This window comes from Pseudodonghicola flavimaris (genome assembly GCF_030164425.1).
Lineage (GTDB): Bacteria > Pseudomonadota > Alphaproteobacteria > Rhodobacterales > Rhodobacteraceae > Pseudodonghicola > Pseudodonghicola flavimaris.
Genome location: NZ_JASNJD010000002.1, coordinates 300,637 through 314,181 on the forward strand (window position 1 = coordinate 300,637; position 13,545 = coordinate 314,181).

General features: G+C 66.9%; 14 protein-coding genes and 1 tRNA gene. 12 read left to right on the forward strand and 3 right to left on the reverse strand.

The window, feature by feature from the left end; genetic code table 11:
* Window positions 1–85: 85 nt before the first annotated feature.
* The 10 genes from QO033_RS04090 to QO033_RS04135 all read left to right on the forward strand — a co-directional run bounded on the left by QO033_RS04090 (window position 86) and on the right by QO033_RS04135 (window position 8,610).
* Entirely contained in the window at window positions 86–430 is a 345-nt protein-coding gene (locus QO033_RS04090) for an NIPSNAP family protein (protein WP_284479656.1), read from the forward strand.
* A 55-nt stretch (window positions 431–485) separates the two neighbouring features.
* Entirely contained in the window at window positions 486–1,991 is a 1,506-nt protein-coding gene (locus QO033_RS04095; RefSeq protein ID WP_284479657.1) for an aldehyde dehydrogenase, read from the forward strand.
* Window positions 1,988–2,662: an HAD family hydrolase gene (locus QO033_RS04100; protein WP_284479658.1), complete on the forward strand. Its 675-nt coding sequence runs from the start codon at window positions 1,988–1,990 to the stop codon at window positions 2,660–2,662. Before QO033_RS04095 ends, QO033_RS04100 begins: the two co-directional genes overlap by 4 nt.
* A 23-nt stretch (window positions 2,663–2,685) precedes the next feature.
* Entirely contained in the window at window positions 2,686–3,450 is a 765-nt protein-coding gene (locus QO033_RS04105; RefSeq protein WP_284479659.1) for a glutamine amidotransferase, read from the forward strand.
* 90 nt (window positions 3,451–3,540) lie between these two features.
* Window positions 3,541–4,488: a PfkB family carbohydrate kinase gene (locus QO033_RS04110; protein ID WP_284479660.1), complete on the forward strand. Its 948-nt coding sequence runs from the start codon at window positions 3,541–3,543 to the stop codon at window positions 4,486–4,488.
* 52 nt (window positions 4,489–4,540) lie between these two features.
* Window positions 4,541–5,596, forward strand: coding sequence for a ribose-phosphate diphosphokinase (locus QO033_RS04115; protein ID WP_284479661.1), 1,056 nt, complete (start codon window positions 4,541–4,543; stop codon window positions 5,594–5,596).
* A 91-nt stretch (window positions 5,597–5,687) separates the two neighbouring features.
* A complete protein-coding gene (locus QO033_RS04120) occupies window positions 5,688–5,882 on the forward strand; it encodes a tautomerase family protein (protein WP_284479662.1) in 195 nt (64 codons plus the stop codon).
* 187 nt (window positions 5,883–6,069) lie between these two features.
* Complete coding sequence (locus tag QO033_RS04125; protein WP_284479663.1) at window positions 6,070–7,020, forward strand: flavin reductase; 951 nt, start codon at window positions 6,070–6,072, stop codon at window positions 7,018–7,020.
* 130 nt (window positions 7,021–7,150) lie between these two features.
* Window positions 7,151–7,585: a 6,7-dimethyl-8-ribityllumazine synthase gene (locus QO033_RS04130; RefSeq protein WP_284479664.1), complete on the forward strand. Its 435-nt coding sequence runs from the start codon at window positions 7,151–7,153 to the stop codon at window positions 7,583–7,585.
* A gap of 140 nt (window positions 7,586–7,725) precedes the next feature.
* Window positions 7,726–8,610, forward strand: a complete 885-nt coding sequence (locus tag QO033_RS04135) for an alpha/beta hydrolase (RefSeq protein ID WP_284479665.1) — start codon at window positions 7,726–7,728, stop codon at window positions 8,608–8,610.
* Window positions 8,611–9,104: 494 nt separating this feature from the next.
* Here QO033_RS04135 and QO033_RS04140 read toward each other — a convergent pair.
* Window positions 9,105–9,181, reverse strand: a tRNA-Arg gene (locus QO033_RS04140).
* A 130-nt stretch (window positions 9,182–9,311) separates the two neighbouring features.
* On the opposite strand from QO033_RS04140, the gene QO033_RS04145 reads away from it, so the two are divergent.
* Both QO033_RS04145 and QO033_RS04150 read left to right on the forward strand, forming a co-directional pair.
* The gene (locus QO033_RS04145; protein ID WP_284479666.1) at window positions 9,312–10,337 is read left to right on the forward strand and encodes a LacI family DNA-binding transcriptional regulator; all 1,026 of its coding nucleotides are present in this window, start codon (window positions 9,312–9,314) and stop codon (window positions 10,335–10,337) included.
* Between the two features lie 2 nt (window positions 10,338–10,339).
* A complete protein-coding gene (locus QO033_RS04150; protein ID WP_284479667.1) occupies window positions 10,340–11,548 on the forward strand; it encodes a winged helix-turn-helix domain-containing protein in 1,209 nt (402 codons plus the stop codon).
* Between the two features lie 68 nt (window positions 11,549–11,616).
* On the opposite strand, the gene QO033_RS04155 is transcribed toward QO033_RS04150, so the two are convergent.
* Together QO033_RS04155 and QO033_RS04160 are read right to left on the reverse strand one after the other, a co-directional pair.
* Window positions 11,617–12,594: a 3-hydroxyacyl-CoA dehydrogenase family protein gene (locus tag QO033_RS04155; RefSeq protein ID WP_284479668.1), complete on the reverse strand. Its 978-nt coding sequence runs from the start codon at window positions 12,592–12,594 to the stop codon at window positions 11,617–11,619.
* 3 nt (window positions 12,595–12,597) lie between these two features.
* Window positions 12,598–13,515, reverse strand: a complete 918-nt coding sequence (locus QO033_RS04160; protein ID WP_284479669.1) for a helix-turn-helix transcriptional regulator — start codon at window positions 13,513–13,515, stop codon at window positions 12,598–12,600.
* Between the last annotated feature and the right edge of the window lie 30 nt (window positions 13,516–13,545).

Sequence of the window (13,545 nt, forward strand, 5' to 3'; positions counted from 1 at the left end):
GGGCAACGAAACCGGGCGGAGGCCGCAGGGCCGGCCTCCACCGCACGCCCCGGTCATGCGCTGAGACACCAGAGGAGATAGCCAAGTGATCAACGAGATCCGCGAATACACCCCGATGCCAGGACGGCTGGGCGATGTCATCGACCTGTTCGGAACGGTGCTGATCCCGCTGTTCCGGCGACACGGGATGGAGGTGGTTCAGGCCGGGGTCACCACCATCGGCGACAGCTGCTTCAACGAGCTGGTCTACACCATGCGGTTCTCCGATCTCGCCGAGATGGAGCGGAAATGGGCCGCCTTTCTCACCGATCCCGAATGGCCGGCCGCCCTGGCGGAACGGGAAAAGAGCGGCCCCCTCTATCAGGCAATTCGCCGCCGGGTGGTCGACACCGGCGCCTTCGACAGCCTCCTGGACGGAGCCACCGCCTAACCGCTGCCCCTGCCACGATCCCGGCCCGCAAGCCCCCAACAGAGACGCGAATTCCATGACCAGCAGCGCCACCGAATTGCCCATCGCCAACCCGGGCAAATTCTATATCGACGGACAATGGGTCGACCCTTCGACCTCCCGCACCATCGACGTGATCGAAGCGGCGACGGAAGAGCTGTATTTCACCGTTGCCGAGGCCGAGACCGCCGATGTCGCACGCGCCGTCGACGCCGCCCGCCGGGCCTTCGATGCGGGTCCCTGGCCGCAGATGCCACCGCGGCAACGGGCGCAATACCTGCGCGCCTTCGCCCGGGCCATGGCCGAACGGTTCGACGATATCGTCCAGCTCTGGCCGCGCGAAACCGGCGTCATCGCCAGCATCGTGCCCGCCGTGATGGAAGAGGTGCCGGCCGCGTTCGAATACTATGCCGACCTGGCCGAGACCTACCCCTTCGAACAGGAGGTGCCCACAAGCTCCGGTCAGGGCTTCGGCATGATCGTGGGCGAGCCGGTCGGTGTCGTCGGCGCGATCATCCCCTGGAACACCCCGATGCATCTGGCCGCCTGGAAGCTGGCCCCGGCGTTGCTGGCCGGCTGCACCGTGGTCGTCAAGGCCTCGCCCGAGGCGCCGGGATCGGCCTATGTCATTGCCGAGATCGCGGACCGGATCGGGTTGCCGCCGGGGGTGGTGAACGTGCTGACCGCCGATCGTGTGGCGTCCGAGGCGCTGGTGACCGATCCCCGGGTCGACAAGATCACCTTCACCGGCTCCACCGCCGTCGGCAAGCGGATCGCCGGCATCATGGCCGAACGGATCGGGCGCTACACCCTTGAACTGGGCGGCAAATCGGCGGCAGTCATCCTCGACGACATGGACATCGCCGAAGCGGCGGACAGCCTGACCGCCGGCGCCTGTTTCGTGTCCGGCCAGATCTGCGCCTCGCTGACCCGGATCATCGTCCCCCGCCCGCGCCACGACGACATGCTCGAGGCGCTGGCGGAGCGGTTTTCCCGGGTCAGGGTCGGCAACCCCTACGACGCCGGCGTTCAGATGGGCCCCCTCGCCTCACAGCGTCAGCGCGAACGGGTCGAGGGCTATGTCCGGATCGGTCAGGACGAGGGGGCGACGCTGGCCTTCGGCGGCAAGCGCCCCAAGGGCCTGAACCGCGGCTGGTTCATCGAGCCGACCGTGTTCGGCAATGTCGATAACGCCTCCCGCCTCGCGCAGGAGGAGATCTTCGGCCCGGTCATTTCCGTCATCGCCGCAGCGGATGAGGACGATGCCATCCGGCTGGCCAATGACACCGTGTTCGGCCTCAACGCCTCTGTCTTCACCCATGATGTGGACCGTGCCCGCGCGGTGAGCCGGCGCCTCAGGGCGGGCACCGTCGGCCAGAACGGCAACCGGGCGGACTTCGGCATCGGCTTCGGCGGCGTCAAGCAATCGGGAATCGGTCGCGAGGGCGGCGTCGCGGGCTTGCTTCCCTACCTGGAGAACAAGACCGTGGTCCTCGACCGGAGGCCAGCTCCGGCCGCAACCGAAGAGAGACTGAACACATGAGCATTTCCACCAAGCCCGGCACCGCGGCATGCCTCCACGTCTTCGACATGGACGGCACCCTGCTGAGAAGCACCGCCACCATCGAACTCGCCCGCCAGATGGGCCGGCTGGATATCGGCGAAGAGATCGAGAGGCTGTGGGGCGAAGGCAACATCACCGACACGGATTTCTGGACCAATCTCCTCGGGATCTGCCGCGATGCCACCACGGCCGATTTCCACGCGGCCTTTCACAATGCGCCCTGGATGGAGGGGATCGCGGAAACCTTCGCCGATATCCATGCCCGTGGCGAGGCGGTCATCGTGATCTCCCAGTCGCCGACCTTCTTCGTCCGGATGCTGGAGCTCTGGGGCGCGCATGAAACCTACGGCTCGGCGGTGGAACCGGGGGTGCCGCTCAGCGACACCGCCACGCTGATGCCGGAGGCGAAGGTGACGATCACCGAGGCCGCGCTGACAGCGCGCAATCTGAACGCGCATGACTGCGTGATCTACGGCGACTCCTCCAGCGACATGGACCTGTTCCGGACCTTCTCGCGCACGGTCGGGGTCAACCCGTCGCCGTCGCTCGGGGCGCTGGCGGCGACGCATTATGTGGGAACCGACATCCGGGAGGCCTACGCGTTGGGTCGCCAGCTCATCGGCACCGCAGACAGACAGAAACCGAAGTAAGCAATGCAAAGGAGTGAAGGCTGATGAGCATCACTGAATCGCCGATCAAAGTCCTCTTCGTCGGGGAATCCTGGATCAAGCACACAATTCACATGAAGGGCTTCGACCAGTTCCACTCAACCGAATACGAGGAAGGCGCAGGCTACTTTCTCAGCTGCATGGATGAGGCCGGCTTCGATGTCACCTACGTCCGTGGCCACGAGATTTCCCTGCGGTTCCCCCGCTCGGCGGAAGAGCTCGACGCCTTCGATGTCGTCGTCATCTCCGATATCGGCTCCAACTCCTTCCTGCTTCCGGATGAAACCTTCCTGCGGTCCGAGAAATCGCCCAACCGGCTCGAACTGGTGGCGGATTTCGTGAAGCGTGGCGGCGGGTTTCTGATGATCGGCGGCTATCTCTCCTTCACCGGGATCGACGGCAAGGGCCGCTATGGCATGAGCCCGCTGGCCGCCCCGCTGCCGGTCGCGCTGTTGCCGCATGACGACCGCATCGAACGCTCCGAAGGCGTCGGGGTGGAGGTCTGCGCGCCCGACCATCCGGTGCTGGGCGACACGCCGGCGGATTGGCCCGAACTGCTGGGTTACAACAGGCTCATCGCGAAACCGGATGCCACGGTGGTGGCGACGGCCGGCAAGGATCCGATGCTCGTGGTCGGCGAATACGGTCAGGGCCGGACCGCCGCCTTCGCCTCCGACCTCGCGCCCCACTGGGCACCGCAGGAGTTCCTCGACTGGCCGCATTACGCCGGTCTGTGGGCGGCCATCCTCACCTGGACGGCGCAGGCATAACCCCGCCGCGTCGCGGACATACAGCCCCCTGAGACAAGGAACCGGGATCGTGAAGCAGAGAGCAGTGAGACGTCATCGGGCAGGTCGGTCATGACCGGGCGGCTTCTGGTGGTCGGCGCCGTGAATGTCGACATGGTCGTCGCGGCGCCGACGCTGCCCGGACCCGGCGAAACCGTCGTCGGCGAGGACCTGCAGCGGCACGGCGGCGGCAAGGGCGGCAATGCGGCGGTTGCCGCCGCGCGATCAGGGGCAGAGGTCCGCTTTGTCGGGGCGGTCGGAAACGATGCCCTCGGCACCGGCGCGCTGGCCGATCTGCGGGATGACGCCATCGACGTCACCGATGTCGCGATCAAGGCGGAGGCCGCAACCGGCGCCGCCCTCATCGTGGTGGACGCCGATGGAGAGAACCAGATCGCCGTCGCCGCCGGCGCCAATGCCGCCATCACCCCCGGGGATGTCGACGCCGCGTTCGCGCGGGCGGAGGGCTGGCCCGACTGTGTGCTCATCAGCACCGAGATCACCGCGGCGGCGGTCGTCCACGCGGTCGCGGCCGCCACGGCAAACGGTTGGCTCTGCGTGCTGAACCCGGCCCCGGCGGCTCCCGGCATCCGCGAGGCACTGGGGCAGGCGCCGATCCTCACCCCGAACCGGGGCGAGCTGCTGGATGTCTACCGCCTGCTCGGCGGCACCGGGGCCCCGCCGGTGGACACCGCGGCCCGGGCTGTCGCCGCCCGCACCGGGGCACCGGTGGTCGTCACATTGGGCGCCGAGGGGATCCTGGTCTGCGATGCCTTCGGGGTGACCACCCGGATCCCGGCGCAGACCGCCCGGGCGGTGGTGGACACCACCGGCGCCGGCGACACATTCAACGGCGTGTTCGCCGCCAGCCTCGCCGCCGGGCAGGACCTTCTCTCCGCGGCCCGCCGCGGTGTCGCCGCAGCCGCCCTCTCGGTCGAGGCCGCCGGCGCCCGCACCAGCATGCCACATGCCCCCGCCATCGACACAGCCCTGACGCCAGCCGATCGCGGGCAGCCGTGAGTCGGACAAATCACGCGCCATTCCCCACAGCAGACACGAAAGGTCGCCCATCGTGAACCCGAATACGCAGATCAACGGCGCGCGCTCCGCACACCGCGACGCTGGCACCGAAGTCCCCCTGCACACCCTGCTGCGACCGTATTCGAAGCGGTTGATGGTCTTCTCCGGACGCTCCAACGCGCCGCTGGCAGGAGCCATTGCCGCGCGGCTTGGGATCGAACTCGGGAAGGTGACGCACAAGACCTTCTCCAGCGGCGAGGTCTACAGCCGGTTCGATGAATCGATCCGGGGCGCCGATGTCTTCATCGTCCAGCCGATGTGCGGCAACCCGGAAACCGGCGTCAACGCCAATGACTCGCTCTGCGAACTGCTGCTGATGGTGGACGCCGCCGTCGGCGCCAGCGCACACCGGGTGATCGCCGTGACGCCCTGGTACGGATACTCCCGCCAGGACAAGAAATCCGCCCCGCGTGAGCCGATCTCCGCCCGCATGGTCGCCCGCGCGCTTGAGGCCACCGGCGTCGACCGGGTGCTGACGATGGATCTGCACGCCGGCCAGCTTCAGGGCTTCTTCGGCATCCCGGTGGATCACATGACCGCCGTCGGCATCCTCAGTGATTATTTCGCCGGGTTCGACGACGATCTGGTGATCGTCGCCCCGGATGCCGGCCGGGTGAAGCTCAACAAGCAGTTCGCCACCCAGATCGGGGCCAAGCTCGCCATCCTCGACAAGGAGCGGCCGCAGCAGCAGGTCGCCGAGATCACCAGCGTCATCGGCGATGTGAAGGGCAAGACCGCCATCGTGATCGATGACATCATCGATACCGCCGGGACACTCTGCGCCGCGGGCGAGGCGCTGATGCGGGCCGGCGCACGCCGGGTGCTGGCTGCCGCCACCCATGGTGTCTTTAGCGGGCCGGCCTTTGACCGCCTCGCCGCCTCCCCGTTCGAACAGGTCGTCGTCACCGACACCATCCCACTGCGCGCGGGCGCCCCCGACAAGATCAAGGTGCTGTCCTGCGCGCCCCTGCTGGCGGAATCGATGAGCAGGATCTTCATCGACGAATCCGTGAGCGCGGTCTTCGACGGCAAAAACCACACGTTCTGAAACATCCGGACGATCGCACCATCGCACCTGCCGCAGCTGCGTTTTCCGGCAGGCGCCGACCCAAGCAACCCAAACAGAAGGAGAGCGCATCATGGCTCACATCGAAGCACAGTTTTTCGCCAAACGGTTCGAAGACGAAGAATTCAACGAGAAGATGATCACCGCGCTGACCGAGGCGGTCGCCTCGGTTCTCGGCGAGGCAGCGGGCAAGGACACCACGATCATTCTGCACAGCATCGAGCCCGAGCGCTGGGGCTTTGGCGGCATGCAATTGTCCAAGAGATAACGCCCCGCCGGTCGGGACCGCGCCCATTGCCTGCAACCGTGTGGGGATAGCCCCATGCTGACCGGCGCGATGGACGCGCGGCCCCGACCGGTCGCCAAAGGCCTGCGGTGCAAGCGGTTACCGCCGCGTCCCGAGCGACGCGGAGCCACCGCAGGACAACCCGGGACGGAGTTATGGAGTAAAACAGATGTCGCACTTCAAGGAGCTGCTGCGGTCCGCCTGGGACGCGGCCTGGAACAGCGGAGAAATCGATGCCCTGGACGAAATCGTCCACCCCGATTACGCGCTGGAAAATGCAGGCCTCGGCCACAGTTCGGGACTGGCGGAACTGAAGGCGCAGATCCACGCCATGCGGGCGGCGATCCCCGATCTGCACACGACCGTGGAGACGATCATTGTCGATGGCGACGATTTCGCGATCTTCTGGTCGGCCACGGGAACCTTCGCGAAGGCGTTCGGCGACGTCCCCCCGACCGGACGGACCCTGCAAGCCCAGGGCGCCGTCCACGGCACGCTGTGCGACGGGCGGATTATCCGCGAGCGGGTCTCCTGGGACCCCGGGGTCGAGATGCTCGCGGACCTCGGCACCCCCGGGCTGGGGTCCGCCTTCGAGAGCGCCCGCGTATCCGCCGACACCGATGAAACCGACAGCGGGCCGGACGCTGAAGAGCTGAAGGACTTCAACCGAAAATTCGTCTCGGGCGTCACGGTGGTGACGGTGCAGGACGCCTCCGGTCAGCCCCGTGGGCTGGCGGTCAGTGCCTATATGTCGCTGTCGCTCGACCCGCCGCTTGTCGTCATCTGCGTCCAGAAGACATCCTCGACCTATCCGGCGCTGTTCGAGGCCGGGTACCTCGGCATCAACATCCTCTCCCACGTGCAGAGACAGATCGTGGACAGGTTCGCCTCCAAGGCCCCGGACAAGTTCGCCGGCCTCTCCTGGCACCCCGGCCCCGCGGGCTCTCCGCTTCTCGAGGGGGCATCTGCCTCGGTCGAGGCGGAGATCAAGGAGCGTTTCCGCGCCAAGACCCACGTGGTCATCATCGCGCGCGTGCGTCACCTGGAAATCTCCGACGTCGATCCGATGATCTACAAGGCGGGCAAGTTCTATGACAGCGCCTCGCTTGCAGAGATCTGAACCCTGCCGTGGCCGGTAAGGACGCCCCGACCATGCCGGGACTGACCCGCCCGGCGACCGGATTGGCGCCGCGACACTGGCACAGATCAGATCGCCGTCCCCAACCACAACCCGATGACAGGAATTTGCCATGTCAAACACCCGATACGCCTTCATCAAGGCGGGCTGGCACGCAGATATCGTTGACCAGGCCCTGGTGGGCTTCTTGCAGAAGATACCCGAAGCGGATGTCGATGTCTTCGATGTTCCGGGTGCGTTTGAAATGCCCCTGGTGGCGCGCGATCTGGCCCGCTCCGGCCGATATGGTGCCGTTGTCGCGGCCGCCTTCGTCGTTGATGGCGGCATCTACCGGCACGATTTCGTTGCACAGGCCGTCGTCACGGGATTGATGCAGGCCGGTCTGGAAACTGGTGTCCCCATCCTCTCGGTGTCGCTGACCCCGCACCACTATCAGGAGACCGCACACCACAGCGCGATTTACCGGCAACATTTCGTGCTGAAGGGCACGGAAGCCGCAGAAGCGGCGCTCCAGATCGTAACCACGCGTGCGGGACTTGCCGTCTAGACCGCCCCGGGGGCAGGGTTCCCCCGGCTGCCCGGCTACGATCGTGAACCGGGCGGCCATGTCTCCGCCCGACGTTCCGGTGCCTCCGCTGTCTCCACAGGCCGGACCCTCGCCCGCCCAACTTCTCCGAAGGATATCCCATGCCGCTTTATCGTGAGTTCAACAGCCAGGAAGAACTGGACTGGGAATATTGCCCGGAAGCCAGGCTCGACGATCCGAAGGCCTTCGACAAGATCATCGCGCAGCGCCAGGTTCTGGCAGAGGCCGCCAGACAGGACCTGACGGAGCGGCAGGCCGATATTCCCTACGGCCCGACCCTGTTGGAACGGATGGATTTCTATCCGGCCAGCTCCGGCGGCCCGGCCATGATCTTCATCCATGGCGGCTATTGGTTCGATGCCCGCCTCAGGAAGGAGAACTATATCTGGATCGCCAAGGGCCTCAACCAGGCCGGCGTCAACGTCTTCATCATCGACTATCAGGTCTGCCCGCTGGTGACGGTGGATGAGATCACCCGCCAGTGCCGGGCGGCTGTGGCCCATGTCTATCGCAATGCCAAGCGTTTCGATATCGATCCGGACAGGCTGCATGTCACCGGCAATTCCGCCGGCGGTCATCTGACCGCGATGGTCGCGATCACCGATTGGGTCGGGGACTATGGCCTGCCCGCCGACATCGTCAAGAGCGGCTATCCGATCAGCGGTCTCTACGATCTGGAACCATTCCGGTGGACCTGGCTGCAACCGAAGATCCAGCTGACCGGCCAGCAAATCCGCCGCAACAGCCCGATGTTCCTGGTGCGCGAAGATCTGCCGCCGCTGCTGATCAGCTGGGGCGCGGAGGAAAGCGATGAGTTCTGGCGTCAATCCCGGGACTTCGGCGCCGCCTGGGCCGCCAGCGGCAACGACATGCAGCTCTCGCCCCAGCCCGGATGCAACCACTCCTCGGCCATCAGCGGCTTTGCCGATGCCGGGAGCGAGCTCTGCCGCATGATCCTCGGGCATATGGAAAACACATGGGGCTAGAGAGCTGGGCCATGAGCCCGGTTCTCCCTCCCTGTGCAGCATCCGGCGGCTGATGACCTCGGAAGATAGCGCAGCACCTGGCCCCGAGGGGCCGCCATGGCCCTGGTGAAGAGGTAGTCGGGATTGAACCCGATCGTTCAGACATCGTGGATGCGTTCGACCGCGCACAATCGATCCTCAGTCAGCGGCTTCGACCGACACGTCACTGAGTTGCTGGTCTGTATCGCCGACCTGAACGGCGACACCCTCCTTGGCCTACCCGTCACCGAGCCCGTGGGATAACTCTCTCTGGGAAAAGGGAAACTTCACTCAGACCTCGATTTACGCAACAACGCCCACCGGGCACGTAACTCCGAAGGTAACGCGATTGAATTATCGTCAAATTCAGCCCGGAGCACCTGCGAAAATCCATATGCTCACTTGAGATAACCTCGGCCCATTCGGGTCAACGAACCGGAACGAAGCCCCGCAAATGGAAACCATCATGCCGAAAATGGTGACCCCGACAGGATTCGAACCTGTAACCTGCCCCTTAGGAGGGGGCTGCTCTATCCAGTTGAGCCACGGGGCCGCCGCCGTCTCTTTAGACCGGAACGCAGGGCTTGTCACCGGCTTACCGTCCGCAATCCGGGCGCCTCTGCGCTTGAACACAATCGCCGCTCTGCGGTAGGCTCGCTCCACTCCGGCGAAAGGGTCAGACCGTGACGGTTGAGAATAAACGCCCGCTCACACTGCGCGACGTCTCCGAGGCTTCCGGCGTCTCGGAAATGACGGTCAGCCGTGTGCTGCGCAACCGCGGCGACGTCTCCGACGCGACCCGTGCCCGGGTGCTCGCCGCGGCGAAGGAACTGGGCTACGTCCCCAACAAGATCGCCGGCGCGCTGGCCTCCAACCGGGTCAATCTGGTGGCGGTGATCATCCCGTCGCTGTCGAACATGGTCTTCCCCGAGGTTCTGACCGGCATCAACCAGGTGCTGGAGGGCACGCCGCTGCAGCCGGTCGTCGGCGTCACCGACTATCTGCCCGAGAAGGAAGAGCGCGTTCTGTACGAAATGCTCTCCTGGCGGCCCTCCGGCGTGATCATCGCCGGGCTCGAACATTCCGACCCGGCGCGCGCCATGCTCAAGGCCGCCGGCATCCCGGTGGTCGAGATCATGGATACGGACGGCAGCCCGGTGGACGCGATGGTGGGGATTTCGCACCGCCGGGCCGGGCGCGAGATGGCCCGCGCCATCGTCGAGGCCGGCTATCGCCGCATCGGCTTCATGGGCACCAAGATGCCGCTGGATCACCGGGCGCGGAAACGGTTCGAGGGCTTTACCGAGAAACTCGCCAAACACGGGATCGAGATCGAAGATCGCGCCTTCTACTCCGGTGGCTCGGCGCTGGCCAAGGGGCGGGAGATGACGGCCGAGATGCTGGCGCGCTCGCCCGATCTGGATTTCCTCTATTATTCCAACGACATGATCGGTGCCGGCGGTCTGCTCTACCTGCTCGACAAGGGCTATGACATCCCCGGCCGGATCGGGCTCGCCGGGTTCAACGGGGTGGAGCTGCTGCAGGGGCTGCCCCGCCAGCTGGCGACGATGGATGCCTGCCGGCTGGAGATCGGCCGCAAGGCTGCCGGCATCATCGCCGCCCGGCTCGACACCCCGCCGCGCGAGGTCGACAGCCTGATCACCCTGACCCCGACGATCAGCTACGGCGACACGCTGAAGCGCGGCTGACCATGGCGCTGCCGCAGATCGACACCCGGGCCGCCCGGCGGCTGTTCCTGCATCGCCACGGGCTCGGCACCGCCCCGGCCGGCCCCGGCAAGGGCGCCGATCTGCTCGGGGTGATCGCCGATCTGGGCTTCGTTCAGATCGACAGCATCGCCACCGTCGCCCGTGCCCATGACATGATCCTCTTCGCCCGCCGACCGGCCTATCGCCCGGCGCATCTGAAACGGCTCTACGAGGTCGACCGGGCGCTGTTCGAACACTGGACCCATGACGCCGCGATGATCCCGATGGCGTTCTTCCCCCATTGGCGGTTGCGCTTCGCCCGCGATGCGGAGCGGCTGAAGCAGCAATGGCGCAACTGGCAGCGGCACGATTTCGAGGCCGAGTTCGACCCGGTGCTGCGCCACATCCGCGATCACGGGCCGGTGACCTCCTCCGATGTCGGGCAGGGAGAGAAACGCAGCAACGGCGGCTGGTGGGACTGGCACCCTTCCAAGACGGCGCTGGAATACCTCTGGCGCAGCGGCGCGCTGACGGTGGTGGGGCGCGACGGGTTTCGCAAACGCTACGATCTTACCGAACGGGTGATCGACAGCCACGCATTGGCCCCGCCCGCCGATCCTGCCGCCACCATCGACTGGGCCTGCGGCGCCGCGCTCGACCGGCTCGGCCTCGCCACCGCCGGAGAGATCGCCGCCTTCTGGGCGCTGGTCACCCCGGCCGAGGCCAGAGCCTGGTGCGACGCCGAGCGCGCCCGCGGCGCGCTGATCGATGTCGACATCACCGGCCCCGGTCTCCGTCCTCGCCGCGCCGTCGCCCGCCCCGATGTGATGGCAGAGATCGAAACGTTGGCGCCACCCCCCGGACGGCTGCGGGTGCTCAGCCCGTTCGATCCGGTGCTGCGCGACCGCGCCCGGGCGCTGCGGCTGTTCGGCTTCGACTACCGGATCGAAATCTTCGTGCCCGCCGCCCTGCGCAAATACGGCTATTACGTCTTCCCGCTGCTGGAAGGCGACCGTATCGTCGGGCGCATCGACATGAAGGCCGAGCGGGAGGCCGACCGGCTGCATGTCACCGCCCTCTGGCCCGAACCGGGCCTGCGCTGGACCGCGCCCCGTCAGGCCCGGCTGGAGGCGGAACTGACCCGCATCAGCCGCCTCGCCGCGGTCTCCGATGTCAGCTTCGCCGATGGCTGGCTGCGCGCCCCGGTCTGACCGCCGACGCCCCGGTCTTTTTCTGGCCCCAAATATCCCCGCCAAATGCTCCCGGAGGGCGACGCCGCTCAGCCCTCGGCCGGGTCCACCTCCAGCCCGCCGGAAAATCCCAGACCCGCGGCGCAGACCGTCTGCACCTCCGCCAGGCTTGCCGCGGTGCCGTCTGCCAGCATCTCCGAGACCTCCCGCCGCAGGGCATCCAGCAGATGCGCCAACATCTCCGGCCCGCTCCAGCGGCGCTGCGGCACCTCGGCGAACCAGGCCTCCTCACGGATCAGATCCTCGATCAGCGGATCGATGACCGCGCCGCCCCCGCCGGGATAACGATACCAGCCCACGCCCGCCGTCTTGCCCAGTCGCCCCTCCGCCACCATCCGGCTGCTGATCGGCCGGGCGCTCTGCGGCAGGATGGCGGCACTGGCGGCCAGGCCGATCAGGTCCTGCGCCTCGAACAGCCCGAGATCCCAGCCCCGTGCCACCATCGCCTCGTCCAGCTCATGCGGGATCGCCCCCTGCATCAGCAGCTGCTCCGCCGTGCCCGCCAGCCGGGCAGATAGCCGGCTGGCAATCGACGGGCGGCCCACCGGGGCGGCGACCGGGCGGCGCTCCATCGCCCGGGCCAGCGCGAACAGCGCACCGATCTGATCGGCGGGGGCGATCGGCCCGGCGGCGATCTCCACCAGCGGCCGCAGCTGCATCGGCGCGGCCAGACGGAAACCGATGGCGCGGGCCGGCAGATGCGACAGCGATGTGCTCAGCACCGGAACCGCCGGGTCGCAACGGTGCAGAAGCGCCTGCAGATGCGCCTGCCGGGTCGCGCCCGCCTCTTCCTCCATCGCCTCGATGGCCAGGGCCGCCGCTTCCGGATCGCCGGTGCCGGTGACCAGCGGCAGATCCACGCCGGCGCGCGCCAGCAGATCGCCCAGCCGCCGCGCCGCATCCGGATCGGGTTCGCAGAGCTCAGGCGCGTAGCCGGCCCGCATCAGCAGCTGCGCCAGCCCGACCGCACCGGGCCCGGCCCCGAGGATCAAGGCGCGCGCGCCCATGGCTTAGCCCAGAAACCTGCGCTCTTCGATCAGCGCCAGCAATTGCGCCAGAGAGCTTTCCAGCGACTGGCCGGAGGTGTCGAGCTGGGCCTGCGCCCGGGCATAGAGAGTTTCGCGGCTGGTCAGGATCGACTGCAACTGCTCCATCGCCTCGGGGTTGCCGGCCATCGGCCGCTCGTCCCCCTGGGCGCGGACTCGGGCCATATGCTCGTCCGGAGAGGTCTTCAGCCAGATGGTGTGGAAATGGTCGAGCAGCGCGTTGAAGGTCTCCGGCTCCGCAACGATGCCGCCGGCCACCGCCAGCACCATGCTGTCATGGGTGGCGATGATCCGCGAAATCGCCTGCGCCTCCAGCTTGCGGTATCCCTCCTGACCATAGAGCGCCATGACCTCGGACACCGGCATGCCGCTCTGCTCCTCGATCTCGCTGTTCAGCTCGACAAAGGGGATGTTCAGCGCCTGGCCCGCCAGCGCGCCCAGCGTCGATTTGCCGGCACCGCGCAGGCCGATCAGGCAAATCCGATGCGCCCTGAGGGTTTCCGCCGGCTCGGGGTTCAGCAGCCGCAAAACCGCCTGTTGCACGTCACTGCTGGAGCTGCGGAACAGGTCGGCGACCCGCAGCGCGTCGGAGTTCCAGGGGTCTTCCTCCCCCACCAGCCATTCGATGCGATGATCCAGCGCGCTGGCGACGCGCTGCAGCAGACCGATGGAGATATTGCCCTCTCCCGCCTCGAGCTGCGCCAGATAGCGCGGCGAAACGCCCGAGATGTCCGACAGCACCCGGCGCGGAATGCCGCGCCGCTCGCGCGCCCGGCGCACCCGGTCGCCGACCCGTTGAATCAACGCGCTGACTTCGGCCTCCAGCCGGGTGGCCTGCGATTGCGGCGTTGCTTCGCCTCGGAAGTTGGTGATTTCTGTCATGCCACGGCGGAAGATGAAAAATATTGCACA

Coding starts and splice junctions, on each gene's coding strand:
- QO033_RS04095 (WP_284479657.1), top strand. CDS start 486: ATGACCAGCAGCGCCACCGAATTGCCCATCGCCAACCCGGGCAAATTC.
- QO033_RS04100 (WP_284479658.1), top strand. CDS start 1,988: ATGAGCATTTCCACCAAGCCCGGCACCGCGGCATGCCTCCACGTCTTC.
- QO033_RS04105 (WP_284479659.1), top strand. CDS start 2,686: ATGAGCATCACTGAATCGCCGATCAAAGTCCTCTTCGTCGGGGAATCC.
- QO033_RS04110 (WP_284479660.1), top strand. CDS start 3,541: ATGACCGGGCGGCTTCTGGTGGTCGGCGCCGTGAATGTCGACATGGTC.
- QO033_RS04120 (WP_284479662.1), top strand. CDS start 5,688: ATGGCTCACATCGAAGCACAGTTTTTCGCCAAACGGTTCGAAGACGAA.
- QO033_RS04125 (WP_284479663.1), top strand. CDS start 6,070: ATGTCGCACTTCAAGGAGCTGCTGCGGTCCGCCTGGGACGCGGCCTGG.
- QO033_RS04130 (WP_284479664.1), top strand. CDS start 7,151: ATGTCAAACACCCGATACGCCTTCATCAAGGCGGGCTGGCACGCAGAT.
- QO033_RS04135 (WP_284479665.1), top strand. CDS start 7,726: ATGCCGCTTTATCGTGAGTTCAACAGCCAGGAAGAACTGGACTGGGAA.
- QO033_RS04150 (WP_284479667.1), top strand. CDS start 10,340: ATGGCGCTGCCGCAGATCGACACCCGGGCCGCCCGGCGGCTGTTCCTG.
- QO033_RS04155 (WP_284479668.1), bottom strand. CDS start 12,594: ATGGGCGCGCGCGCCTTGATCCTCGGGGCCGGGCCCGGTGCGGTCGGG.
- QO033_RS04160 (WP_284479669.1), bottom strand. CDS start 13,515: ATGACAGAAATCACCAACTTCCGAGGCGAAGCAACGCCGCAATCGCAG.